Origin of the sequence: Actinocorallia libanotica, assembly GCF_039525175.1 — a bacterium.
Lineage (GTDB): Bacteria > Actinomycetota > Actinomycetes > Streptosporangiales > Streptosporangiaceae > Actinocorallia > Actinocorallia libanotica.
Genome location: NZ_BAAAHH010000001.1, coordinates 568,737 through 591,521, shown reverse-complemented (window position 1 = coordinate 591,521; position 22,785 = coordinate 568,737). Strand labels below are relative to the sequence as shown.

27 protein-coding genes are annotated in these 22,785 nt (G+C 73.0%); 9 read left to right on the top strand and 18 right to left on the bottom strand.

The window, feature by feature from the left end:
- Window positions 1-84 precede the first annotated feature (84 nt).
- Window positions 85-1,095 (bottom strand): ADP-ribosylglycohydrolase family protein, encoded by a 1,011-nt coding sequence (locus ABD140_RS02890; RefSeq protein ID WP_344236348.1) that lies wholly within the window; start codon window positions 1,093-1,095, stop codon window positions 85-87.
- A 130-nt stretch (window positions 1,096-1,225) separates the two neighbouring features.
- On the opposite strand from ABD140_RS02890, the gene ABD140_RS02885 reads away from it, so the two are divergent.
- The 4 genes from ABD140_RS02885 to ABD140_RS02870 all read left to right on the top strand — a co-directional run bounded on the left by ABD140_RS02885 (window position 1,226) and on the right by ABD140_RS02870 (window position 4,114).
- On the top strand, window positions 1,226-1,957 hold the full coding sequence (locus ABD140_RS02885) for an ABC transporter permease (protein ID WP_344236347.1): 732 nt from the start codon (window positions 1,226-1,228) through the stop codon (window positions 1,955-1,957).
- A gap of 81 nt (window positions 1,958-2,038) precedes the next feature.
- Window positions 2,039-2,626, top strand: a complete 588-nt coding sequence (locus ABD140_RS02880) for a helix-turn-helix domain-containing protein (RefSeq protein ID WP_344236345.1) — start codon at window positions 2,039-2,041, stop codon at window positions 2,624-2,626.
- A 51-nt stretch (window positions 2,627-2,677) separates the two neighbouring features.
- A complete protein-coding gene (locus ABD140_RS02875) occupies window positions 2,678-3,478 on the top strand; it encodes an enoyl-CoA hydratase/isomerase family protein (protein ID WP_344236343.1) in 801 nt (266 codons plus the stop codon).
- 90 nt (window positions 3,479-3,568) lie between these two features.
- On the top strand, window positions 3,569-4,114 hold the full coding sequence (locus ABD140_RS02870) for a TetR/AcrR family transcriptional regulator (protein WP_344236341.1): 546 nt from the start codon (window positions 3,569-3,571) through the stop codon (window positions 4,112-4,114).
- 50 nt (window positions 4,115-4,164) lie between these two features.
- Here the strand turns inward: ABD140_RS02870 and ABD140_RS02865 are convergent, their stop codons facing one another.
- From ABD140_RS02865 to ABD140_RS02820, 10 genes are all read right to left on the bottom strand, one after another.
- Window positions 4,165-4,512 (bottom strand): cation:proton antiporter, encoded by a 348-nt coding sequence (locus ABD140_RS02865; RefSeq protein WP_344236339.1) that lies wholly within the window; start codon window positions 4,510-4,512, stop codon window positions 4,165-4,167.
- Window positions 4,509-4,763, bottom strand: a complete 255-nt coding sequence (locus ABD140_RS02860) for an MrpF/PhaF family protein (protein WP_344236429.1) — start codon at window positions 4,761-4,763, stop codon at window positions 4,509-4,511. Before ABD140_RS02860 ends, ABD140_RS02865 begins: the two co-directional genes overlap by 4 nt.
- Window positions 4,763-5,137: a Na+/H+ antiporter subunit E gene (locus tag ABD140_RS02855; protein WP_344236337.1), complete on the bottom strand. Its 375-nt coding sequence runs from the start codon at window positions 5,135-5,137 to the stop codon at window positions 4,763-4,765. The genes ABD140_RS02860 and ABD140_RS02855 overlap by 1 nt, the downstream gene beginning before the upstream one ends.
- Window positions 5,134-6,600, bottom strand: a complete 1,467-nt coding sequence (locus tag ABD140_RS02850; protein ID WP_344236335.1) for a proton-conducting transporter transmembrane domain-containing protein — start codon at window positions 6,598-6,600, stop codon at window positions 5,134-5,136. The genes ABD140_RS02855 and ABD140_RS02850 overlap by 4 nt, the downstream gene beginning before the upstream one ends.
- Window positions 6,597-6,911 carry a sodium:proton antiporter gene (locus ABD140_RS02845; RefSeq protein WP_344236333.1) on the bottom strand — a complete coding sequence of 105 codons (315 nt, stop codon included), beginning with the start codon at window positions 6,909-6,911 and terminating at the stop codon, window positions 6,597-6,599. The genes ABD140_RS02850 and ABD140_RS02845 overlap by 4 nt, the downstream gene beginning before the upstream one ends.
- Window positions 6,908-9,658, bottom strand: coding sequence for a hydrogen gas-evolving membrane-bound hydrogenase subunit E (gene mbhE, locus ABD140_RS02840; RefSeq protein WP_344236330.1), 2,751 nt, complete (start codon window positions 9,656-9,658; stop codon window positions 6,908-6,910). The genes ABD140_RS02845 and mbhE overlap by 4 nt, the downstream gene beginning before the upstream one ends.
- A 59-nt stretch (window positions 9,659-9,717) precedes the next feature.
- A complete protein-coding gene (locus tag ABD140_RS02835; protein ID WP_344236328.1) occupies window positions 9,718-10,155 on the bottom strand; it encodes a hypothetical protein in 438 nt (145 codons plus the stop codon).
- The gene (locus ABD140_RS02830; protein WP_344236326.1) at window positions 10,155-10,526 is read right to left on the bottom strand and encodes a roadblock/LC7 domain-containing protein; all 372 of its coding nucleotides are present in this window, start codon (window positions 10,524-10,526) and stop codon (window positions 10,155-10,157) included. Before ABD140_RS02830 ends, ABD140_RS02835 begins: the two co-directional genes overlap by 1 nt.
- Window positions 10,527-10,582: 56 nt before the next feature.
- Complete coding sequence (locus tag ABD140_RS02825; RefSeq protein WP_344236324.1) at window positions 10,583-11,356, bottom strand: hypothetical protein; 774 nt, start codon at window positions 11,354-11,356, stop codon at window positions 10,583-10,585.
- Between the two features lie 260 nt (window positions 11,357-11,616).
- Window positions 11,617-12,507 (bottom strand): hypothetical protein, encoded by an 891-nt coding sequence (locus ABD140_RS02820; RefSeq protein WP_344236322.1) that lies wholly within the window; start codon window positions 12,505-12,507, stop codon window positions 11,617-11,619.
- A 166-nt stretch (window positions 12,508-12,673) separates the two neighbouring features.
- Between ABD140_RS02820 and ABD140_RS02815 the strand changes: the two genes are divergently transcribed.
- Window positions 12,674-13,243 (top strand): dihydrofolate reductase family protein, encoded by a 570-nt coding sequence (locus ABD140_RS02815; RefSeq protein WP_344236320.1) that lies wholly within the window; start codon window positions 12,674-12,676, stop codon window positions 13,241-13,243.
- A 6-nt stretch (window positions 13,244-13,249) separates the two neighbouring features.
- Here ABD140_RS02815 and ABD140_RS02810 read toward each other — a convergent pair whose 3' ends face one another.
- Window positions 13,250-13,657, bottom strand: a complete 408-nt coding sequence (locus ABD140_RS02810) for a nuclear transport factor 2 family protein (RefSeq protein WP_344236318.1) — start codon at window positions 13,655-13,657, stop codon at window positions 13,250-13,252.
- Window positions 13,658-13,820: 163 nt separating this feature from the next.
- On the opposite strand from ABD140_RS02810, the gene ABD140_RS02805 reads away from it, so the two are divergent.
- Window positions 13,821-14,399, top strand: a complete 579-nt coding sequence (locus ABD140_RS02805; RefSeq protein WP_344236316.1) for a flavodoxin family protein — start codon at window positions 13,821-13,823, stop codon at window positions 14,397-14,399.
- 17 nt (window positions 14,400-14,416) lie between these two features.
- Here ABD140_RS02805 and ABD140_RS02800 read toward each other — a convergent pair whose 3' ends face one another.
- Window positions 14,417-14,677, bottom strand: coding sequence for a DUF6343 family protein (locus ABD140_RS02800; protein ID WP_344236314.1), 261 nt, complete (start codon window positions 14,675-14,677; stop codon window positions 14,417-14,419).
- Between the two features lie 254 nt (window positions 14,678-14,931).
- Here ABD140_RS02800 and ABD140_RS02795 point away from each other — a divergent pair, with 254 nt between their 5' ends.
- Together ABD140_RS02795 and ABD140_RS02790 are read left to right on the top strand one after the other, a co-directional pair.
- Window positions 14,932-16,047 (top strand): carboxylate-amine ligase, encoded by a 1,116-nt coding sequence (locus ABD140_RS02795; RefSeq protein WP_344236312.1) that lies wholly within the window; start codon window positions 14,932-14,934, stop codon window positions 16,045-16,047.
- Window positions 16,044-17,105, top strand: a complete 1,062-nt coding sequence (locus tag ABD140_RS02790; protein ID WP_344236310.1) for an iron-containing redox enzyme family protein — start codon at window positions 16,044-16,046, stop codon at window positions 17,103-17,105. Before ABD140_RS02795 ends, ABD140_RS02790 begins: the two co-directional genes overlap by 4 nt.
- Here the strand turns inward: ABD140_RS02790 and ABD140_RS02785 are convergent.
- The 5 genes from ABD140_RS02785 to ABD140_RS02765 form a co-directional block, all read right to left on the bottom strand.
- Entirely contained in the window at window positions 17,076-17,306 is a 231-nt protein-coding gene (locus ABD140_RS02785) for a CDGSH iron-sulfur domain-containing protein (protein WP_344236308.1), read from the bottom strand. The genes ABD140_RS02790 and ABD140_RS02785 overlap by 30 nt on opposite strands.
- A complete protein-coding gene (locus tag ABD140_RS02780) occupies window positions 17,290-17,934 on the bottom strand; it encodes a HemK2/MTQ2 family protein methyltransferase (protein ID WP_344236306.1) in 645 nt (214 codons plus the stop codon). Before ABD140_RS02780 ends, ABD140_RS02785 begins: the two co-directional genes overlap by 17 nt.
- A gap of 80 nt (window positions 17,935-18,014) precedes the next feature.
- On the bottom strand, window positions 18,015-19,592 hold the full coding sequence (locus ABD140_RS02775) for an alpha-L-fucosidase (protein WP_344236304.1): 1,578 nt from the start codon (window positions 19,590-19,592) through the stop codon (window positions 18,015-18,017).
- A complete protein-coding gene (locus tag ABD140_RS02770) occupies window positions 19,589-20,881 on the bottom strand; it encodes a hemolysin family protein (RefSeq protein ID WP_344236302.1) in 1,293 nt (430 codons plus the stop codon). Before ABD140_RS02770 ends, ABD140_RS02775 begins: the two co-directional genes overlap by 4 nt.
- Window positions 20,882-20,930: 49 nt before the next feature.
- The gene (locus tag ABD140_RS02765) at window positions 20,931-21,800 is read right to left on the bottom strand and encodes a dihydrodipicolinate synthase family protein (RefSeq protein ID WP_344236300.1); all 870 of its coding nucleotides are present in this window, start codon (window positions 21,798-21,800) and stop codon (window positions 20,931-20,933) included.
- 71 nt (window positions 21,801-21,871) lie between these two features.
- Between ABD140_RS02765 and ABD140_RS02760 the strand changes: the two genes are divergently transcribed.
- Window positions 21,872-22,753 carry a LysR family transcriptional regulator gene (locus ABD140_RS02760; protein ID WP_344236298.1) on the top strand — a complete coding sequence of 294 codons (882 nt, stop codon included), beginning with the start codon at window positions 21,872-21,874 and terminating at the stop codon, window positions 22,751-22,753.
- The last annotated feature ends 32 nt before the right edge of the window (window positions 22,754-22,785 follow it).

The following is a 22,785-nucleotide window of genomic DNA, read 5'->3' as shown; positions in this document are numbered from 1 at the left end:
CGAAATGCTACGCCACCGAAACCCCAACATTCAGGACCAGAAGCGCTTTCCGGCAAATATTCCAAGCCTTCGAACGGCGCGGTGTCAGCCGTCCCAGGCGGCGCCGAGGGCCAGCAGGCGGTCGCGGTACTCCAGGGACCCGGTCCACTCGCGGGGCCAGGCGTCCGCGCCGTGGTGAGCGCCCGCGAAGGCGCCCGCCAGGGCGGCGATGGAATCGGAGTCGCCCGAGGAGCAGGCCGCGCGGCGCACCGCCGCCCGCGGATCGTCGGGCAGCAGGAGGAAGCAGTACAGGCCGGTGGCGAAGGCCTCCTCGGCGATCCAGCCCTCGCCCGTCGCCAGGCACGGGTCCGCCTCGACGTCGGGGGACGCCAGCGCGGCCTCGAGGCGGTCCAGCACGGCCAGGCACTCGTCCCAGCCGCGGGCGATGAAGGACGCGCGATCGGGGTCGTGGGCGCGTTCCGCCAGGTCGCCGAGCCAGTCCTCCCGGTAGGTCCGGCGGTTCTCGTGCGCGTACGCGCGGAGGCTCCCGAGCAGTTCCGGCAGGCCGGTGCCCCGGGCCAGCAGCAGGACGGTGTACGCCGTCAGGTCGCTGGCGGCCAGCGCGGTGGGGTGCCCGTGGGTGAGGGCCGACTGCAGCTGCGCCGCGCCCGCCCGCCGGTCGGGGTCCAGGTCCGGGATCAGTCCCAGCGGCGCGACCCTCATGTTCGCCCCGCAGCCCTTGGAGCCGACCTGGCTCGCCGCACGCCAGTCGCCGCCGCGGCTCAGCTCCGCGCAGGCCCGCAGGCACGTCATCCCGGGCGCCCGGTTGTTCTCCGGCGACCGCCACCAGCGGACGAACTGCTCGCGTACCGGCGGCTCCATGCTCTCCGCCGTCAGCGGCCCGGCTTCCAGCGCCTCGGCGAGCCCTTCCCCCAGCGCCAGGGTCATCTGCGTGTCATCGGTGACGTAGGCGAGCCCCGAGGCCAGCGGCAGCGGCATCTCCCGCCAGGGACCGAACCTGGCGGTGATCCCCGCCAGGTCGGAGAACTCGGTGGGGAAGCCCATCGCGTCCCCGATCGCCAGCCCCAGCAGAGCCCCGGTCGCCGCCCGCTTCATCCCGTCCCCTTCCGTCCCCGGCAGCCTATCCACCGACAGATGCCCCGAGATATGGACATCCGAGGCCGCCGACCGGTCCTTCCCCCGCCCCGCCCGGCCGGACGGGCGGGGGCTGCGTCAAGATCGGAAGGTGCGCGACCTGTTCCCCTTCGGCCCCGTGCTCATCGCGGTCACGGTCCTCCTCCTCCTGATGGCGGCGGGGGTCGCGACGGCGGCGCGGCTGGGGCACGGCCGGGCGATCCTCACCGCCGGCGTCCGGGCGGCCGTCCAGCTCGCCGCCGTCTCGTTCGTCATCTCGCTGGCGATGGAGCGGTTGTGGGCGGCCGCCCTGTTCGTCGCCGGCATGTACGCCGTCGCGTCCTGGACGTCGGAGTTCCGGCTGGGCCGGCCGGGCTGGGCGGTGGTGCCCCTGCTGGCCGGCACCCTGCCGGTGCTGGCCCTGCTGCTGGCCACCGGGCTGCTGCCCCTCCAGGGGCTCGCGCTGATCCCGGTGGCGGGCATCCTCATCGGCGGCACGATGAGCGCGTCGGTCCTCTCGGGCCGCCGCTGCCTGGACGAGCTGCGCACCCGTCGCGGCGAGGTGGAGGCGGCGCTGGCCATCGGCTTCACCGACCGCCAGGCCGCGCTGGAGATCTGCCTTCCGGGCGCGGCCGAGGCCCTGCTGCCCGCCCTCGACCAGACCAGGACCGTCGGCCTGGTCACCCTCCCCGGCGCCTTCATCGGCATGCTGCTGGGCGGCGCCTCCCCCGGGCAGGCCGCGGCGGTCCAGCTGGTCGTCCTCCTGGGCCTGCTGGCGTCCCAGTCCCTGGCGATCACCGCCACCGTGGAGCTGATCGCCCGCTCCCCCCTGCCCGCACCGTGAACGCGGATCAGGGGCCGCGGCGGCCGTCCGGGCCCCGCTCGCTGGTTGACAAAATTTCTTGCCATACCAGCAAATAGAGGTATGGAAGAAGACGATCTGAGCGGTGTGCTCGACGGGGTCGGGCCCCGGTTGCGGGCGCTGCGCAAGCAGCGCGGGCTCACCCTGTCCGGCCTCGGCGAGACCACCGGGATCTCGCTGAGCACCCTGTCCCGGCTGGAGTCGGGGCGGCGGAAGCCGACGCTGGAGCTCCTGCTGCCGCTGGCCAGGGCGTACGACGTGCCGCTGGACGATCTCGTGGGGGCGCCTCCGGCCGGCGATCCCCGGGTGCGGATGCGGCCCTTCACCCGGCACGGGACGACCTACATCCCGCTGACCCGCCACCTGGGCGGGCTGCAGGCCTACAAGCACATCCTCCCCGGACGCGACGGCGACACGCCCCCCGAGCAGCGCGTCCACGAGGGGTACGAGTGGCTCTACGTCCTGTCCGGGCGGCTGCGGATGCGGCTGGGCGAACACGACTTCGTCCTGGGCCCCGGCGAGGCCGCCGAGTTCGACACGCGCACCCCGCACAGCTGGTGCAGCGCCGGTCCCGAGACGGTGGAGTTCCTCAGCATCTTCGGCGCCCAGGGCGAGCGCATGCACGTCCGCGCCCGGCCCTCCCGGCGGTAGGCCGCGACACGCCGTCGGCTACGGTGGGCAGCGCGTTCGAGGAGGAAGCGTATGGAGGCAGCGTTGGGAACCAAGGTCCGCTACGAGGCCGCGGACGGCACCGCCCGCATCACTTTGTGCTCGCCCGGAGACGGCAACTCCATCAACCCGCAGATGGCGGCCGAGCTGCTGGCCGCGATCCGCCGCGCCAAGGCCGACGACGCTCGGGTGGTCGTGCTGTCCGCGGAGGGTCGCGCGTTCTGCGTCGGCGGCGACATCCGCTCCTTCAGCTCCGCCGACAACGTGGAGGACTTCCTGGACGACCTCGCCGAGGGCCTGCACCACGCCGTCAGCGAGCTGTACCGGATGAACGCGATCGTCGTCTCGGCCGTCGCGGGGGTCGCCGCGGGCGCGGGAGTCGCCCTCGCCGCCGCGGCGGACATCGTGCTGGCCGCGCAGTCGGCGAAGTTCACCCTCGCCTACACCGGCATCGGCTTCTCCCCCGACGGCGGAACGTCGCTGCTGACCGCCTCCCTCGGGCTGCACCGGACCCTGCACATGGCGCTGCTCAACCCCAAGCTCTCGGCCGAGGAGGCGCAGGCGGCGGGGCTCGTCGCCGAGGTCCACCCGGACGACGAGCTGCCCGCGGCCGTCGAGAAGGTCGTCTCCACGCTGCTGGCCGGTTCGCGCACCGCGCAGGTGGCGACCAAGCGGCTGCTGCGCGAGCAGGCCACGCCGCTCCCGGAAGGCGCGCTGCGCAAGGAGACGCTGTCGATCCGCAGCTGCGCGGCCTCCCCCGACGGCCAGGAAGGCGTCGCGGCCTTCCTCGGGAAGCGGCCTCCGCAGTTCCCCAGCGGGCAGCCCGCCAAGTAGCGCCCGGCGCCTTCGGGAGCCGTCACGCCCACCGGGCAGGCCGGCCTGCCGATCAATAAAGCAGACAGGTCTGTCCGGTAAAATCCCTGCATGAGAGACGCTCGGCGCCGGATCCTCGACACCGCGACCCTCCTCTTCTACGCGGAGGGCGTGCGCACGGTGGGCATCGACCGGATCATCGCGGAGGCGGGGGTGGCCAAGGCCACCTTCTACCACCACTTCAAGGCCAAGGACGCGCTGGTCTGCGCCTACCTGGCCGAGCAGTACGAGCTCCAGCGCGCCTTCCTGCCCCGCCTGCCCGGCACCGGGCGCGCCAAGCTGGAAGAGGTGTTCCGGCGGATCGTGGAGACGAGCGAGGGCCCCGGTTTCCGCGGCTGCCCGTTCCTCAACACCGCCGCCGAGTTCGCCGACCCCGCCCACCCCGTCCGCGCCGTCGTCGCGGACTACCGCGCCTGGTTCACCGGCTTCATGCGCGAGCTCCTCACCGAGGCCGGGCACCCCGCGCCCGGCACCGCCGCCCACCAGCTCCTGCTGCTGCGCGACGGGGTCGCCGTCAGCGGGGCGCTCGACGCGCCGGAGCAGGTCCGCGCCGGCACGCTCGCCTCGCTGCGCCTCATCCTCGACGCCCCCGCCTGACGCCACCCGCACGGCGTCCCGTCCGACGGGATCCGCGCGCCGGAGAGCCCTCAGGCCTCGCCGCGTTCGCGCAGCGACTCACGCAGGTCGTCGCGGTGCGTGGAGGCGTCCAGCGGGGAACCGGAGCGGTAGGCCGCGTGGCCCACCGTGTACGCGCCGAACGGCGTGGTGAGCAGCTGCAGCACCACGCCCAGGAGCAGGAACCAGGCCGTCGCCGGCTCGGGCATCAGCGCCAGGGCGCCCAGCAGCACGCACACCACTCCCGTGGCCGCGGCCTTGGCCGTCGCGTTCGCCCTGTTGTAGGCGTCGGGCAGCCGGATCAGGCCCACGGCCGCTATCGCGATGAGCGCGGTCCCCATCACCGCCAGCACGTTCCCCGCCACCGCCAGCACCGTCATGACGACGACCGCTCCAGCAGGTGGGCGGCGGCCACGGTGGCCAGGAAGCCCACCAGCGTCGCGCACAGGACCAGCACGAGCATCGCCGGGGTCCGCAACCGCACCGCCAGCAGGGCGACCACCGCCACGAACACCACGAACCCCAGGTCCAGGGCGACCACCCGGTCGGCGTCGGTCGGGCCGACCACCAGCTGCCGGACGACCACGGCACCCACCACCGCGAGCACCGCGAGCATCGCGTCGACCACCATCACGAGGCCTCCCTCCCCACCGGCCGCATCGCACCGAGCAGCCGCTCCTCCAGCCCGCCGAGCTCGGCCAGGAAACCCTTCGGGTCCGCCACGTGCATCCCGTGCACGTACAGCTCCGGCGGGTCGGCGCGCGCCTCCAGCACCAGCGCGCCGGGCGACAGGCTGATCAGGTGCGCCATCGTCGCGATCTCCAGCACCGTGCGCGAGCGCAGCGGCAGCCGCACCACCGCCGGGGCCAGCCCGCTGCCCGGGGTGAGGACCTCCACGATGACCTCCACGTTCGACCGCAGGAAGAACCGGGCGTAGAAGAGGACGAGCACCGCCGTCCGCCACACGCGCAAGGCCGCCCGCCGCGGCGGGTCCGCCGCCCTCACCGGGTCACCGCCCGCACGTACGCCGAGACGTCCGCCAGCCCCCCGGCCGCCGACTCCGCCACCCGCCACAGGGGCTCCGCCCCCAGCCCGAAGGCGACCGACGGCACGACCAGCACCAGGGCGGGGGCCAGCAGCGCCGACCTCGCCCGCGCCACCCCGGCCAGCGCGGTCACCGACGACGACGGTCTGCCCCAGAAGACACGGCTCCACACCTTGAGCATGGCCACCAGCGTGAGCAGGCTGGTGGCGAGCGCGACGGCGGCCGGCCAGTACTTCTCCTCGGCCACCGCCGCCTGGAGCAGCCCGAGCTTGCCCACGAACCCCGCCAGCGGGGGGATGCCGGCCAGCGACAGGAACGCCACCAGGAACACCGACGCCAGCAGCGGCTCGTGCCGCAGCAGGCCGCCCGTGCCGTCGAGCCGGTCGGACCCGTACAGGTTCTCCACCGTTCCCGCGCACATGAACAGCACGGTCTTGACCAGCACGTACTGCACCATGAAGAAGACCGCCGCGGTCAGCCCGAGCCCGGTGAACAGCGCCAGCCCGAACAGGATGTAGCCGACCTGGCTCACCAGGTCGAACGACAGGACGCCGCGCATGGTCCGCTCGCCGACGGCTCCCAGCACCCCGACCACCATGGTCGCCAGCGCCGCCGCCATGAGCACCCAGCGGAACTGCTGCATCCCTGCGAAGAACACCGCGTAGACCCGGATGATCGCGTACACGCCGACCTTGGTCAGCAGCCCGGCGAACAGCACCGTCACCGACGCCGAGGCCTGCGGGTAGGTGCGCGGCAGCCAGCCGTGGAAGGGCACCACCGCCGCCTTCACCGCCATCCCCAGCAGCACCAGCGCCCCCGCCAGCGCGAAGGCCGGGCCCCGCTCCGCCGCCCCGGCCAGCTCGCCGAGGTTCACCGTCCCGGCCACCCCGTACACCAGGGCCACCCCGGCCAGGAACACCGTCGAGGCCAGCAGCCCGACCGTCACATAGACGCGGCCCGCCGCCGGGTCCCGCCCGCTGCCCACCACGAGCAGCACGTACGAGGGCACCAGCATGACCTCGACGAACACGAAGAAGTTGAACAGGTCGGCGGTCAGCAGCGCCCCGTACACCCCCGCGGCCAGCACCAGGACCAGCGAGGTGAACCGCGGGTCGCCGTCCTCGCCGCACACCGCGGCGAAGCACAGGGACGCCAGCACCAGCACCGCGCTGACGCACACCAGGAGCGCGCTGAACGGATCCGCGGCCAGCACGATGGCCAGGCCCGCCGGCCAGCCCCCGATGCTCGCGGTGGGGATCCGGCCGTCCAGGCCCTCCTTCAGCAGCAGCCCGCCCACCAGCAGGACCCCCGCGTTGACCGCCGTCCCGAGCAGGAGGCGCAGCCGCCTGCCCGTCAGGAGCGAGAGCAGCCCCGCCGCCAGCAGCGGCAGCGCCACCGGGAGGACCAGCACCGCGCCGCTCACCCCGACGGCCCCCCGGCCCGCTCTTCCGAGCGCCGGACGTGGATCATCGACAGCAGGTACACCGTGGTCCCGAACGTGATAACGATCGCGGTGAGCACGAACGCCTGCGGCAGCGGGTCGGCCATCAGGGCGGGGTCGGCCTTCCCGACCAGCGGCGGCCGCCTGCGGTCCGTGCCGCCGGAGGCCAGCAGCAGCACGTTCGCCGCGTGCGTCAGCAGCACGAAGCCGAAGACGACGCGGACCATGCCGCGGCGCAGGATGAGGAAGACGCCGCCGGCCACGAGCACTCCCACCAGCACCGGGGCGCTCATCCCACGCGTCCTTCCCCGGCGCCCAGCCGGACGACCGCGGTGACCATCAGACCCAGCACCACCAGATACACCCCGAAATCGAACAGCAGCGAGGAGGAGAGCTCCACCGGGCCGAGCAGCGGCACCGTCCAGGACGCCTTGAGCGGAGCGAGGAAAGCCCTTCCCGCCGCCACGGCCGCCAACCCCGCCGCCACGCTGATCGGCAGCCCCCAGCCCGGCGGCCACGCGACGCCCGGCCGCACCGTCCTGTCCGTCGTCGCCCTGCCGATCAGCACCCCGAAGGCCACCAGGAGCCCCGCGACGAGCGCCGCGATGAACCCGCCGCCGGGCTCCTGGTGCCCGCGCAGGAACAGGTAGGCGGAGAGGACGCCGATGACGGGCGCCAGGATCCGGTAGGCCGGCGCCAGCACCGGGCTGTCGTACGGCTCCAGCCGGCCGCGGTCCTCCGGCCTGCCCACCTTCGCCGAGGCCAGGCCCAGCGCCACCGCCGCCAGCACGCTGATCTCCCCGAGGGTGTCGAAGCCGCGGAAGTCGACCAGCACCGTGTTGACCACGTTGTGGCCGCCGGTCTCCGGCTCGGCCGTCCGCAGGAAGTACTCCCCCGCCGCCGAGATCTCGCGCCGCCCCGTCAGCGCGGCGGCTCCGGCCGCGGCCGTGACCCCCGTCAGCACCGCCAGCCCGCAGCCCGCCAGGGCGCCGCGCCGGCGCTCCGGGGGGAGGGTCCGCGGCTCCCGCCACAGCACGAGCGCCGCGACGACCGCGGTCAGGATCTCCGCCAGCAGCAGCGTCAGCGCCACGTCCACCGCCCCGGCCTGCAGGAACCAGACGGTCAGGAGCAGCCCGACCGCCCCGCTCAGCATCACCATGCCCAGCACCGAACGCGCCGCCACCAGCCCTGCGACCGCCGACGCCACCAGCGCCAGGACGATCCAGTCCGCCGGCTCCGACGGCGGCCGCGCCCCGCCCCACCCGGTGTAGGTCACCGCTCCCACCGCGCCCAGGAGCACCACTCCCACCACGGGGCGTGCCAGGAAGACCGCCGTCGAGTCGCGGCGCGTCAGCCCGGCGACCGCGGAGCCGGCGTCCAGCAGCCTCCCGTACCCCTGGTCGAACAGCTCACCGCCCTCCAGCGGGGAGGGCCGGCGCAGCACCCGGTCGACCCGGTCGCGGAACAGGAACAGCGCCAACCCGATGGCGATCGTCGCGCCGGACATGAACAGCTCGATGCTGAACCCGTGCCAGAACGAGAAGTGCGGCGGCACGGCCCAGGGTTCGATGTCCAGGCTCGCCTGCCGCACCAGCGGGTTCAGCACCGTCACCGCCGGCCCCAGGATCAGCCCCGCCACCGAGGCCACCGCGGCCGGCGCCAGGAAGGACCACGACGGCTCGCGCAGCCGCGGCTGCAGCGTCGGCCCCGCGAACACCCCGTAGAAGATCCGCATCGCGTAGGCGAACGTCAAAGCCGAGACCGCCACGGCCAGCACCCCGGCGACCGCGCCCGCGCCCGGCACCACCTGCGCGCCGGTGAAGCCCTGGAACAGCGACTCCTTGCTGACGAAGCCGATCAGCGGGATCACCCCCGCCAGCGACAATCCCGCCAGGCCGGTCAGCACGGCCGTCACCGGCATGACCCGCGCCAGCCCCGACAGCTGGTGGAGGTCGCGGTTGCCCGCCTCCCGGTCGATGACGCCCACGAGCATGAACAGGGTCGCCTTGAACAGCGCGTGCGCGAAGGTGTGCAGCACCGCGGCCGCCAGCGCCACCGCCGTCCCCACCCCGATCGACGCCGTCAGCAGCCCGAGCTGGCTGACCGTGGAGTAGGCGAGCAGCGCCTTCAGGTCGCGTTCCTGCAGCGCCCAGATCGCCCCCAGGAACGCCGTCAGGAACCCCGCCCCCATGAGGACCAGCGACCACGCGGGCACCCCGGCGAACAGCGTCGTGAACCGCATCAGCAGGTAGATGCCGGCCTTCACCATCGTCGCCGCGTGCAGGTACGCGCTCACCGGGGTGATCGCCACCATCGCCCCGGGCAGCCAGAAGTGGAAGGGCACCTGGCCCGACTTCGTGAACGCCGCCACGATCAGCAGCGCCCCGATCGCCGGTCCCAGCGGGGAGGAGAGCACCTCCCGCCGGGAGTCCAGCACCACCCCGAGGTCGGAGCTGCCCACGACGGCCACCAGCAGCACCACCGCGCCCAGCAGGGCGAGCCCGCCCGAGGCCGTGACCAGCAGCGCGCGCGCCGCGGGCCGCGTCCCCTTGCCCCCGGACATGCCGATCAGCAGGAAGGAGACGACGGTCGTCAGCTCCCAGAACACGTACAGCAGCACCAGGTCCCCGGCCAGCACCAGGCCCAGCATCGACCCGCCGAAGGCGGTGATCAGGCAGTAGATGAAGCCGTGCGGCCCGCCCTCGGGCAGGTAGCGCGCCGAATACGCCATGATCAGCGCGCCGACCCCCAGGACCAGCACGCAGAAGAGCGCCGACAGCCCGTCCAGCCGGAGCGTGAACGCCACGCCCAGCGACGGGATCCACTCCCAGGAGGCCGAGACCACGCCCCCCGCCAGCACCGTCGGGGAGACCATGGACAGCACCAGCGCCACCGCGGCGAAACCCGCCGACAGCGCATAGCCCGCGTCGCGCCCGAGCCTGCGGCTCACGAGCGGAGCGGCGAGCGTCAGCCCTCCCATCAAGGCCAACGCGGTGAGGAGGACCATCCCGCCCCCTTTGCCCAGGCACCCCACGGCCATGCCTACCCACCGTGACCGCTTCCGTCACGGTCTTCTCCGGGCGGACGGGCCGCGGGCGGTCAGGCCGCCGCGTACCGGGCGACGACCCGGCGGCTCTGGGCGAAGAGCATCCCCACGTTGACGGACCTGCGGCACACCACGACCGCGACGACGTCCTGCCGGGAGAGCATGCGCAGGAAGAGGTGCGTCACGTGCGTGCTGTTGACCAGGACCTCCTGGAAGTCGTGCTGGTCGGAGCGGACGCCGCGGCGCTCCTTGAAGACGTCCTCGATCATCAGGACGGTGCGGCCCTGGAAGAGGTCGAGGGTGGCGCCGGCCAGCAGGTCCAGCACCTCGGCCGGATGCTCCTCGGCGGTCTCGTGGGCGAGCAGCGTCCCCGTGGCCATGTCGACGGCGCCCGCCGCGACGCATTCCGGGGCGTGGGAGCGCAGGTCCTTGACCATGCTCTGGATCTGCTCGGAGAAGGTGCCGGCCGGTCCGCGGTCGGGCGCCCCCATCACTCCCCCTCGGTCAGGATGGAGCCGATGCGCTCCAGCGCGGGGCGCGACTGGCCGTGCAGGCTGACGAGGTCCAGTCCCTCGTCGCCCAGCACCACCATGAGCGCCATGTCGCCGACGGCGTAGACGGCGGTGCAGCCCTTGCGGCCCTGGATCATGGTCTGGAGGAGGGCGCCGCGGTCGGTGACCTCCACCGTGCGGCGGGCGATGCTCAGCCCGGCGGCGGCGACGGCCGCGAGGTGGTCGGCCTCGACGTGGTCCTCGGTGTCGGAGGCCACCAGCAGGCCGTCGATCGTCGCGACCAGGGAGCCGGTGATCCCGACGACCCTCCGGCGCAGGCCCAGCATCTCCGCGGTCAGTGCGTTGTTCATCTTCTGTTCCTCCTGAGGGGGCGCCTTGCGGTCAGTTCGTCGTCGGAGGTACGGCGTCACCCGGCCGAATGGCGGAGCCGGGCGAAGTCCGCCCAGTTCCTGGCGTGCTTCTCCGGCCGTGCGGGGGCGGGTCCGCTGCCGCCCGGCGTCCTGCGGGGAAGGGACTGCGGGGCGCCGGCGGCCGCTTCAGCCGGCGGCGCGGGTCCTCGTGGCAGGACGGGCCTCGCCGGCTCGCCCGCTCCGTCCTCCTGGAGCACCGCGCGCTCCAGGAGCCCGTCCGCCAGCATCCGGGAGACCTCCACGGCCACCGCGTAGACGCCGTGGGCCGTGGCGTAGGCGATGTCCCGGCAGGTGCGCCGACCGTCCGCCAGGAGCAGGATCTCCCGCCGGATCGGGGTCCCCCCGGCGGTCTCCCGGTCGGCTCCGGCCGCCACCGCCACCTGGTCGTCGTGCGGCAGGACGGGGTCGGGCAGCGTCCGCAGCGCGTCCACCCGCCGCAGCGCCTCCCGCACCAGCCGTTCGGGTTCCTCTCCCCGTCCGGCGGGCTCGGGTCCGTCACCGGTGCGCAGCAGGCAGTCGTCCACGGTCCCGACCATGACGGCGAAGGCGGCGTCGTAGGCGGCGACCAGCCGCACGACATCGAGCTCGACGGCGCCGATCGTCCTGGCGCCTTCCCCGGCCTCCCCCGCCTCGGCCGCGGCGATCCGGCCGGAGCGCGCCAGCAGCGTCTCGGGCCCCGGGGCGCCCGGCGTCCGCACCGCCACGACGAGCCCCGCGCGGTAGTGGAAGACGCCGCCGGGCCTTCCCATGGCGTGCAACGTCCCGGTCATCCGGGTCTCTCCGCATCTGGCGAGCGCGCCGTTGAGCAGCCGGTGCCCGGCCCGGCCAGAGAACCGCTCGGACAGTTCTTCTCCTGATGTGCGACGAATCGGCTGGAGACGCATTTCTACCAGCCCTGGCTACGCACTTCGCGAGAAATACAGAAAATATCTAAAAGAGGAAGAATCGCTACTTGAAAGGGAATTCATACCGGTAGGTATCTGGTGTCAAGAGCGATGTCCGACACGGTCCGCGCGTGCCCGCCCGCGGATCAGCCGCCCAGCTCCGAAATCGCGGTGTCCAGGGCGCGGGCCACCCTCCGGAGGGCGTCCGGGGAGCGGTCGCCTTCGGGAAGGGTGCGCAGGACGTCCTCGCGTTCGGCGACGACCAGCCCGCCGGAGGACTCGCCCGACGAGACGACCTCGACCCGGCCGCCGACGGCCACCAGGGCCGCCCCCGGATCGTCGGTGCGCAGCAGCTGCTCGACGTGCGCGACGGTGACCATGTGCGGCGCCTCGGAGCGGGACGCCTCCTCCCCGCCCCGCGCGGTCCCCACCCCGGCGCCGGCGACCGGCACGTCGCCCTTCGGGGCGCGGCCGAGGGGAGTGCGGATGCGGTCGCCCGCGACCGAGCCGGGTGAGCCCGTCTCGGCCCCGCGCACCTCCGGACTCTGCGGGAAGCGTCCACCGGGGGCCGTGGTACCCCGGTCCGCAGCCGGCACGTCACCCGTCCCCGTGCGGCCGTGCGACGGGACGGACGGGGCGGAGGTCGCGGCGGAGCGGGCCTTGCGGGCCGCGCGGAGCCAGGCGGCGATCCAGGCGATCTCCGCGGCGCCGTCCAGGAGGTAGGTCCAGCGGATGCGGCCCGCGGGGACGTACAGGAGGTCGATGGCCAGGAGGGACGCCGCCGTGCCCAGGCCGGTGCGGCGGGCGTGGGCGTGGCCTTCCGGGGAGTTCGCGGCCAGGACCTGGGAGCATCCCGCGGCGACCAGGAGGGCGCCGACGGTCTGCTGGAGCCACTCGTCCTCCTTGGGGCCGAAGAACGCCTCGAAACTCCGCCTGTGCACCAGCGGCCACGCGCCGCCGACGATGTTGAAGACACCCTGGGCGCGGGCCAGCCCCTCGGGCGTGCCCAGCAGCGAACTCAGTTTTCGGGCCGGCATGGTCTTTCCTTCCCCCGAAGCGATCCTTCATGACGTCATACCGCTCATAACCCCATGCCCCAGCAGGAGCCCTGATAACTCCACAAATGACGCACCAGGTCGGAAAGGGCTGCTCAAAGCCGTCCCGGCACGGGGAAAGTCGTACCGGGCGTCTATCGTCGCGGGCATGAGCGAGACGGCTGGAAAGATCATCCTGATGATGTCGGTGTCCCTCGACGGGTTCTTCGAGGGGCCGGACCGAGAGATCGGCTGGCACCGGGTGGACGAGGAGGTGCACGCCCACTTCAACGAGCGGCTGCGCGGCATGGCCGCCTTCGTGGACGGCCGCGTGTCCTACGAGCTCATGGCGGACTACTGGCCGACGGCCGACGCCGACCCCGCCGCCCCGGAGCCCATCGCCGAGTTCGCCGAGTTGTGGCGGAAGGTGCCCAAGTACGTCTACTCCCGGACGCTGGAGTCGGCGCCCTGGAACACCACGATCATCCCGGAGTTCACCCCCGAGGGCGTCCGGGAGCTCAAGGCGCGCGCGGGCGGCGACCTCGCGCTGGGCGGCGCGGAGCTGGCCGCGCACTTCATGCGCCACGGCCTGATCGACGAGTACTCCCTGTACGTCAATCCCGTCGTGCTGGGGCGCGGCCGCCCCCTCTTCCCCGGCGACGTCGAACTCGACCTGCGCCTGGCCGAGACCAGGGCGTTCGGCAACGGGGTCGTGCTGCTGCGCTACGTGCCCGGCTGAGCGGGCTCAGCCCGGTTGCAGCACCGAGAAGTCACCGAGCTGCAGCGTGATCTCGAATCTGCGCCGGGCCAGCCGCCAGCCCTCGGCGGTGCGCGTCCAGTGGTCCTCGTACTCGCCGAAGCACTCGTAGAAGTCCCCCTCCCGCTCTCCGGCGCCCAGGTGGTAGACGCGCGCGTAGGTGAGGGAGCGGGCCCGGTCGCCGTCCACCTCCACCCGGTGGTTGCCCAGCAGGTGCTGGGTCGGCCCGCAACCGCCCAGATGCCGGCGGACCGTCGCGATGGTCTCCTCCCTGCCGCTGCTGCCGTAGGCGAACGCGTCGGGGAGGAGGATCTCCCGGAGCGCGTCCCAGTCCTTGCGGTCCAGGCCCGAGGCGAACCGCGCGAGGGCTTCGATGATCTGATTCCGGTCGTCCATCAGGGTTTTCTAACGCCGCCGCGCGCCGGAGGCACCGCGCCTCCCGCTCAATGGAATCCCCCGCTCCCGTACGGGAGGTGTTTTCCCGGCCGGGAACCAGGGCAGGGGCCCGGTCATGTCCGAGAACGCGTCTTCGCTGCGTGCGGTGTTTTTGAACTGCACATTGAAACCGTCCCCTGAGCCGTCGAACACGCAGGCGCTGTCCGAGGTCGTCGCGGACGGGCTGCGCGAACGCGGCGTGTCCGTGGAATTCGTGCGGATCGCCGACCTGGACGTGCCGCCGGGGGTGAAGACCGAGATGGGCGAGGGCGACGCATGGCCCCGCGTCCACGAACTGCTGCTGAACTCCCAGATCCTCGTCATCGCCTCCCCCACGTGGGTGGGGCGGCCCTCCTCGCTGGCGCAGCGGGTCCTGGAGCGGATGGACGCGATGCTGTCGGAGACCGACGACGAGGAGCGGCCCGTCGCCTACAACCGGGTGGCGGGCGTGGTCGTCACCGGCAACGAGGACGGCGCGCACCACGTGATCAGCGAGATCAGCGGCGCCCTGGCCGACATCGGCTACACCATTCCCGGGCAGGCCTGGACCTACTGGCACCTGGGCCCCGGGCCGGGACCGGACTACCTCGACGACCCGCGCGGCCACGACTGGTCGGCCAAGACCGCCCGCGCCATGGCCGCCAACCTTGTCGCGGTCGCCGAGGCCCTGGCCGCGCGGCCCGTCCCGCCGCCGCCCGGCTGACGCGCCCGGACCGGCGGTCAGACCAGGGGGCGCTCCTCGCGCTTGCGGCGGGTGACGACGAAGAGGTCGACGATCGCGGTGAGGGCGATCAGGGCGAAGAGGAGGGCGAAGCCCCAGGGGAGCCCGAGGATGAGGACGAGGGCCAGGCCGACGAGGGAGCTGACCAGGCCGAGAGAGGCCAGGACCAGGCGGAGGGTCAGGGCGCTGCGGGCGGGCGGGAGATGGCCTCCGGCCGTGCTGGGGTCCAGGTCGGCGCGGGTCAGGTGCTTTCGGGTCATGATCACCTCACTGGCGGGCGGACGTCGCTTACCTGAAGGACCTAGGGAATGCCCCTTTTGCGAGATAGAGAACCTAAGGTGCGATAAATCACTTTTTTACCCGCCGCTGATTTTTCCCGAACTCCTGGGTAGATAGTCAAAACTCAGCAAAGGCGGGAGGACGGTATGAAACCCCCTGAAACAGCCCGAGAGAGAACACGGGTGTGTTTCGGCGACCGGAAGGACGGGCACGGCGCAAAGGAAGGGGGACTGGCATGACGGTCGGAGTGGAAGAGGAGTTCCTGCTGGTGGACTCCGTGTCCGGCGGCACCGCCGCGCGGGCCTCCGCCGTGCTGGGCCGCCTCCGCCCGGCGGACGCCGCGACGGGCGCCGGCTTCCACCGCGAACTGCTGGCCACCCAGGTCGAGTCCGCCACGGGGGTGTGCACCGAACTGGACGAGCTGCGGCGCCAGCTCACCGAAGGCCGCCTCGCCCTGGCCGCCGCCGCGCGGGCCGAGGGCCTGCGGCTGGTCGCCTCCGGCACCGCCGTCCTGCCCTGCCCCGACCCGCCCGCCGCCGAAGGCTCCCGCTTCACCCGCATCACCGACGTGTACGCCGCGGTCGTCCGCGGCTACCAGTGCTGCGGGTGCCACGTGCACGTGGGCGTCCCCGACAGGGAGACGGCCGTCGCCGTGCTCAACCACCTCGCCCCCTGGCTGCCCACGCTCCTGGCGCTCTCCGCCAACTCGCCCTTCCACCAGGGCCGCGACACCGACTACGCGAGCTGGCGCATGGTGGAGCAGACGCGCTTCCCCGGCTCCGGCATCACGCCGTTCTTCCGCTCCGCCGCCGACTACGACCGGCGGATCGAACGCCTGGTGGAGTGCGGCGCGCTGATCGACGAGAACATGACCTTCTGGCTGGCCCGCCTCTCCCCCACCTACCCGACGGTGGAGGTGCGGGCCGCGGACGTGGGGGCGCGGGTCGACGACGCGGTCCTGCAGGCCGCGCTCACCCGCGCGCTGGTGGACCACGCGCTGGCCGAACTGGCCGAGGGCCGGGAGGCGCCGCGCCTGAACGAGCAGCTGTGCGCCGCCGCCGTGTGGTCGGCCGCCCGGTACGGCCTGGACGGGCAGGGCGTGGACCTGCGCAAGGAGCATCCGGTCCCGGCGAGCGAGCTCGTGGCGGAACTCTTCGCCGTGGTCCGTCCGTTCCTCGAGCAGAACGGCGACCTCGCCGCGGTGCAGGCGGCGCTCGCGAACCTCCTGGCGGAGGGCAACGGCGCGTCCCGCCAGCGCGCCGCGGCGTCCGGCGGCCTGCGCGCCGTCGTGGACGCGCTCGCCGAGCACACCTCTCCCACCCCGCTTCTCTCGGCGAAGGGTGCCTCATGACCATCACCACCGCGCCCGCCGCGCCCACCGGCTTCTTCGAGGCCCGGCTGCCCCGGCCCCGGGGCCCGCTGTCGGCGCTCGTCGTCCGCGTCCTGGCCGAACCGCCCGGCGCCTTCCCATCCGACCTCATCGCGGGCCCGGACCCGGCGGGCTGGAGGATCGACGGCCTGGCCGGCGCGGACCCGTTCGGCGAGGACCTCCAGCTCGCGCTGTACGTCTGCTACGAGCTGCACTACCGGGGCTTCCTGGGCGTCGACCCCTCCTGGGAGTGGGATCCGGACCTCCTGAAGCTGCGCCGCGCCCTGGAGGACGTCTTCCTCGCCGCGCTGCGGGCGGGCGTGCCCGGCGGCGGCGACGTGTTCGCCGTGCTGGAGGACCTCCTGGTCGAGGACCCCGACGCGCCCGGCGTCTCCCACCACCTCAAGGAGCGCGGCGAGTGGTGGCAGCTGCGCGAGTACCTCGTCCACCGCTCGATCTACCACCTGAAGGAGGCGGACCCGCACGCGTGGGTCATCCCGCGCCTGCAGGGCCAGGCCAAGGCGTCGCTGGTCGCCGTGGAGTTCGACGAGTTCGGCGGCGGGCGCGCCGACCGCATGCACTCGCGGCTCTTCGCCGGGCTGATGGAGGAGGCGGGGCTCGACCCGTCCTACCTGTACTACCTGGAGATCGCCCCGGCCGTCGCGCTCGCGCCCGTCAACATGATGTCGCTGTTCGGGCTGCACCGGGCGCTGCGCGGCGCGCTCGTGGGCCACTTCGCCGCCGCGGAGATCACCACCGCGCCGAGCGCCCGCCGCATGGCGCAGGCGTTGGAGCGGTTCGGCGCGGGCGAGTACGCCACGGTGTTCTTCACCGAGCACATCGAGGCCGACGCCGTGCACGAGCAGGTGCTGCGGCGCGACGTGATCGGCGACCTGCTGGACCGCGAGCCGGGCCTCGCCCCGGACGTCGTCTTCGGCATCCAGGCGACGGACCTGCTGGAGGAGCGGCTCGGCACCCGCCTGCTGGAGAGCTGGCGGGCCGGGCGCGGCTCACTCCTGGCCGACCTGCCCCGGCGCTGAGCCGCGCCGCCGCTTCTTCCTGCGGTGGCTGGTGTCGCACAGGGGGTAGTCGCGGCTGCGCCGGCAGGTGCACAGGGCCACCATGAACCGGTCGGAGACGACGGTGGAGCCGTCCTCCAGCACGATCTCGACGGGCCCCTCCACCAGGACGGGGCCCTCGGGGTCGAGGACGACACGGCGCGGCTCAGGCTCTTTCGGCACGGATCACCACCAGTTCCTCCCAGTCCTGCCCCGGGCGGATGAACCCGGAGGAGGCCAGTTCGCGCGCCCTGCCCCGCATGACGGGGCCGAAGGGCTCTTCATGCCGCAGCAGCACGGAAGCCTTCATCCCGGCGTCCCGGAGCGCGCCGAGCGTCATCTCCACACCGCACAGCGCGGAGTGCACCATCAGCAGGACCCCTCCGGACGCCAGCAGCCGCGGGGCCTGGTCGCAGATGCGGTCCACCGTGGCCCGTCCGGCCGGTCCGGCGTCCCAGGCGCGTTCCCTCCCGTGCCGGGAAGGCATGCCTTTCATGGCCGGCACATAGGGCGGGTTGACGGTGATGACGTCGAATTTCTCCTTCCGCACGGGGGTGAAGAGGTCTCCCTGGTGGACGCGGATGCGCACGCCGCGCAGCAGCGCGTTGGCGCGCGCGGTCAGCACGGCCCGCCAGGAGACGTCCACGGCCGTCACCCTGGCCGCGCCGTTGAGCGCGGCGGCCAGGGCCACGCGCCCGGTGCCGGTGCACACGTCCAGCGCCCGGGCACCGCGTATGCCGGACTCCTTCAGCGCCTCGCAGAGCAGGCGGGTATCCCCTTGCGGCCGGTAGACGCCCGGCAATCGAAACATGTCCACTACATTCAGCTACCACCATTTCCCCACCACAAACCCGAAACGACCCAAACGCCCCTTTTCTCACATAAGTCCGGTCAGGGAGAAATGCGGAAGACCGGGGCGTAGGAGCCGTCCAGCGCCCCGGCGGCGATCCGGGTGTCGCCCCCCGACACCGACAGCGCGGCACGCCCGCCGGTGCCCAGATGGACGGCGGTGCCGCGCAGGACGACGTCCTTCAGCACGACGGGACCCGCGGGACGGCCCAGGACCGTCGCGTAGAGGACGTCTCCCCTGCGGGTGAAGAGGACCCTGGCACCGTCCTCGGTCAGGGCTGACGACCGCTTCCAGGGGCGGGTGCCGTCGAGCGCCTCGCGGTTGGCCTTCATCCAGGCGCCGATCTCCTTCAGCCGGTTCGCCTGTTCGGGGACGATGGTCCCCGCGCCGCCGTCCGGACCGATACCGAGCATCAGGGATCCGTTGTTGGCCGCCGCGTTCACCAATTCCCCCAGGAGTTGCGTGGAGGAGGCGTAATCGGCGTCCGTCTCGGCGCGGTTCAACCCGAAGGAACCGCCGATTCCCCGGTCCTGCTGCCAGAACTTCTCCTGGATCGTGGTGTGGGACTGGTATTCGGGAGTGCGGAAATCGCTGTGCGGGACGTCTTTGCGGGTGCTGAGGCCGTCCGTCGTCGCCGGGTCCGACAGCGCGCGTTTCAAAAAGGCGTCGAACGCGCCGCGCACCGGCCCCCATCCCAGGAGCTGGCGGCCCAGCGTGACCGACTCCCAGCGGTCGTTGACGACGCCTTCGGGGACGGTGTTGTAGTAGTCGGCCAGCAGGGAGAAGAGCCTCTTCCGCCCGGTGGGCCAGTAGATGTCGTTCCACAGGATGTCGGGCTTGTAGCGCTTGATCAGCTCCCGCACCTGGGCGACGGCATAGGCGCGGTAGTCCTCGCCGTAGGGCTGGTAGGCGTAGTCGCCGAACGTCTGCATGACCCCGGGATGGAACGTCCAGTCGACGCCGCCGGAGTAGTAGACGCCGAACTTCATCCCCTTGGCCCGCACCGCCTTCGCCAGCTCGCCGACCAGGTCCCGCCGGGAGTGGAAACCGGGGGCGTGCGGGTTGCGCACCGACGTCGGCCACAGCGCATAGCCGTCGGCGTACTTGGCGGTGATGACGACATAGGACGCTCCCGCCTCGTGGAAGGCGGCGGCCCATGCCTTCGGATCCCATTTCTTCAACCCGGCCTCGAAGTCGCGCGTGAAATCGGCGTAGGGGGCCGTCCCGTAATGCCGGCGGTGGTGGGCGGCGGTGGGCGACGCCGGGTCCTTCATCGCGTTGGCGTAATCCTCGGCGTAAGGGTTGCGCGTCATCGCCCGGTCGTAGTCCTCGGCCATGCGCTCGGCGAAGGTCTCCCCCTTGGGGGCGAAGGCCGGCACCGAGTACAGGCCCCAGTGCAGCATGACCCCGAATTTCGCGTCGGCGAACCAGGAGGGGAGCCCGTGGCGGTTCAGCGACTTCTTCGTCGCGGTGAACGGGCCGTCCGTGGTCATGCGCGCCCGCGAGTCGTCGCGCCACATCCAGACATCCGAGGCCACCGTGAACACGATGCCGACCGTGAGGACCACCCCGACCGTCCCGATCACGCCTCTCAAGACGACCTTGCGGAACTTCTTCATCGCGGGCTTCCATCCGGCTCCGGCTCCACGCGCACCGGGCGGAGCCGCACGGACGTGATGGCGCGGCGTTCGATCTCGGCGACCTCGAAGTCCCACCCCGCGACCTCGACGCGGTCGCCCGGCCGTTCGGGGAGGCGTCCCAGCCTGGCGAGCACCAGCCCCGCGACGGTGTGGTAACCGCTGTGCGGCGTCCCGCCCAGGTACACGTTCAGATCGGGCAGGTCGTGGACGGGAAAGGTGCCGGGCAGCAGCAGCGCCCCCTCCGCCTCGTCCTTGACGTCCCGTTCCGTGCCTTCGGAGAACTCCCCGACGATCTCCTCCAGCAGGTCGTCCACCGTGACGATGCCCGCGAGCGCCCCGTTCTCGTCCGCCACCAGCGCGAACCCCTGGCGCCGCTCCTTGAACTCGCGCAGCGCCTCGGAGATCCGCATGACTTCCTGCAGCACCATCGCCGGCCGCACCCGCGACCCGACGGGCGTGGCCGCGTCCCGCCCGACGAGGTCCCGCAGGTGCACCACCCCGACGACCTCGTCCACGTGCCCCGCCGTGACCACCGGCGCCCGCGAGTGCCCCGACCAGGCCAGCTCCAGCCGCGCCTTCCCCACGGGCGTGTCGTGCGGCAGGGAGAAGACCAGCCGGCGCGGCACGAGCACCTCGCGCAGGCTCCGCGCGTGCAGGTCCAGCGCGCCGGAGATCGCGGTGCGCTGCTCGGCGCTCAGCCCCTGGTGCCCCGCCACCAGTTCCTTCAGCTCGTCGGGGCTCACCGGCTCCTCCCCCACCGACGGATCCCCGCCGCACACCCGGACCACCCCGTCGGTGGCCCTGCTCAACGCCCACACCACCGGCCGGGACAGCACCGACAGCCACTCCAGCGGCGCCGCCACCACCAGCCCCCACCGCTGCGCGTACTGCATCGCCAGCCGCTTGGGCGCCAGCTCCCCCAGCACCAGCGTCAGGAAGCTGAGCACCACCGTCACCAGCGTCACCGCCGCGGGCCGCGCCGCCCCGCCCAGGAACCCCAGCGGCTCCACCAGCGGCTCGGCCAGCGAGACGGCCGCCGTCGCGGAGGCGAGGAACCCCGCGAGCGTGATGCCGATCTGGATCGTCGCCATGAACCGGTTCGGATCCCGCGCCAGCCGCGCCAGCCGCCGGGCTCCCCCGCCCTCGGCCTCCAGACGCCGCAGCTGGCCCTCCCGCAGCGAGATCAGCGCTATCTCGCTGCCCGCGAACAGCGCGTTGGCCAGGATCAGCAGCAGGACCAGTGCGATGTTTCCCCAGTAACCGTCCATTGCAAGGCCTCCTACCCACTGAAGGCGCTTCGTGCCCCGGCGCCCCGGGTCAGGGAAGGCGGCGCAGGGCGGCGGCGGTGGCCTCGGGGCCGGCGGGCAGCAGCGGCAGGCGGACGGCCGGGCTCGGAATGGCCCCCCGGGCGGCGAGCACCGCCTTGATCACCACCGGGTTGGGCTCGGCGAAGAGGGCGGCCGACAGGACCGCCAGCTCGTGGCCGAGCGCACGCGCCTCCCCGACGGGGCCGGTCCGCCACAGCTCGACGAGCCGGACGAAACGCTCGGTCTCCAGGTGGGCGGAGGCGAGGACGGCGCCGGACGCGCCGAGCGCCAGCAGCGGCGAGGCGGCGAGGTCGTCGCCGGCGAGCACCGCCGTCCGCTCCGGGCGTCCGGCCATGAACACGACCGTCGTGTCGTCGACGCCGCCCGCCGCGTACTTGAAGCCCGCGACGCCGGGGATCGCGGCGAGCTCGAGCAGGGTCCCGGCGCTCAGGGGACGGGACGTGCGGTAGGGGATGTGGTAGATGACCAGCGGCACCGGCGCCGCGGTTGCCAGCTCCTTGAAGTGGGCGACCACGCCCTCCTCCGACGGCCGCACGAACGCCGGGACCGGGACCAGGGCCGCGGCGGCACGTCCGTCGAGCGCGGCCAGGGCGGTGCGCGTCGCGGCCGTGGCGGCGCTCTCGACCCCGACGGTCAGGGGGACCGCGCGTTCCCGGCAGACGGCGGCGCAGATCTCCAGGACTCTGGCGCGCTCTGGCCCGGTGAGGGAGGCCGCCTCCGCGGTGGTCCCGAGTGCGACGATCCCGGACACGCCGTCGTCGACGGCCGCGTGGGCGAGACCCTCCAGGGCGTCCTCGGCGAGCGCGCCGGAGGAGGTGAACGGGGTGATGAGCGGCAGGTGGAGACCGGTGAACGTCATGGAACGAGAGTGCTCCCCCGGCGAGCATCAGGTCCAGTTCGGCTTTCTTCGCTCGAGCGTAAGCTGAGCTGATGCTCGATGTGCGCAAGCTGCGGCTGCTGCGAGAACTAGCCCATCGCGGGACGATCGCGGCGGTCGCCGAAGCCCTGTCCTACACCCCCTCGGCCGTCTCCCAGCAGCTCTCGGCGCTGGAGCGGGAGGCCGGGACGGCACTGCTGGAGCGGACCGGGCGCCGTGTCGGGCTGACGGCCGCGGGCCGTGCGCTCGCGGCGCGCACCGAGACGGTCCTCGCCGCGCTGGCCGAGGCCGAAGCGGAGCTCGCCGCCGCACGGACCGGCCTCACCGGGACCCTGCGGATCGGCGCCTTCCCCACCGCCGTCCGGACCGTGCTCTCCCCCGCCCTGGTGGCGCTCAGCAGCGCCCACCCGGGCCTCGAGCTGCGGGTCAGCGAACTCGATCCGGCGGTGGTGCCCGACGCGCTGCGGGCCGACGCGATCGACGTCGCGCTCGTCCAGGAGTACGACTTCACGGCCTCCCCCGACGACCCGGCGCTGGAGACCGAGCCCCTCCTGGAGGAGACCATCCACCTGGCGGCCCTGTCGGCGGGCCCGCCGCGCGCCCACCGCGACGCCCCGTGGATCGCCGCGACCCCCGGCACGCTCTGCCACACGATGACCGTCCGCGCCTGCGAGGCCGAGGGCTTCACCCCGCGCGTCCGCCACCACGCCGACGACTTCGGGGCCGTCCTCGCCCTCGTGGCCGCGGGCCAGGGCGTCGCCCTCGTCCCCGACCTCGGCCTCCTCGACCCGCCCGCCGGCATCGTCCTCACCCCGCTGGCCGCCCGCCGCCGCACCCGCATCGCCTACCGGCGCGGCACCGCGGCCCATCCCCTGGTCGCCGCGGCCAGGTCCGCCCTCCACTCCGCCGACGGACCCGGCGCCTTTACGTTGTAGATCACACACGGCCGTCCGGTGGTCCTCATTCG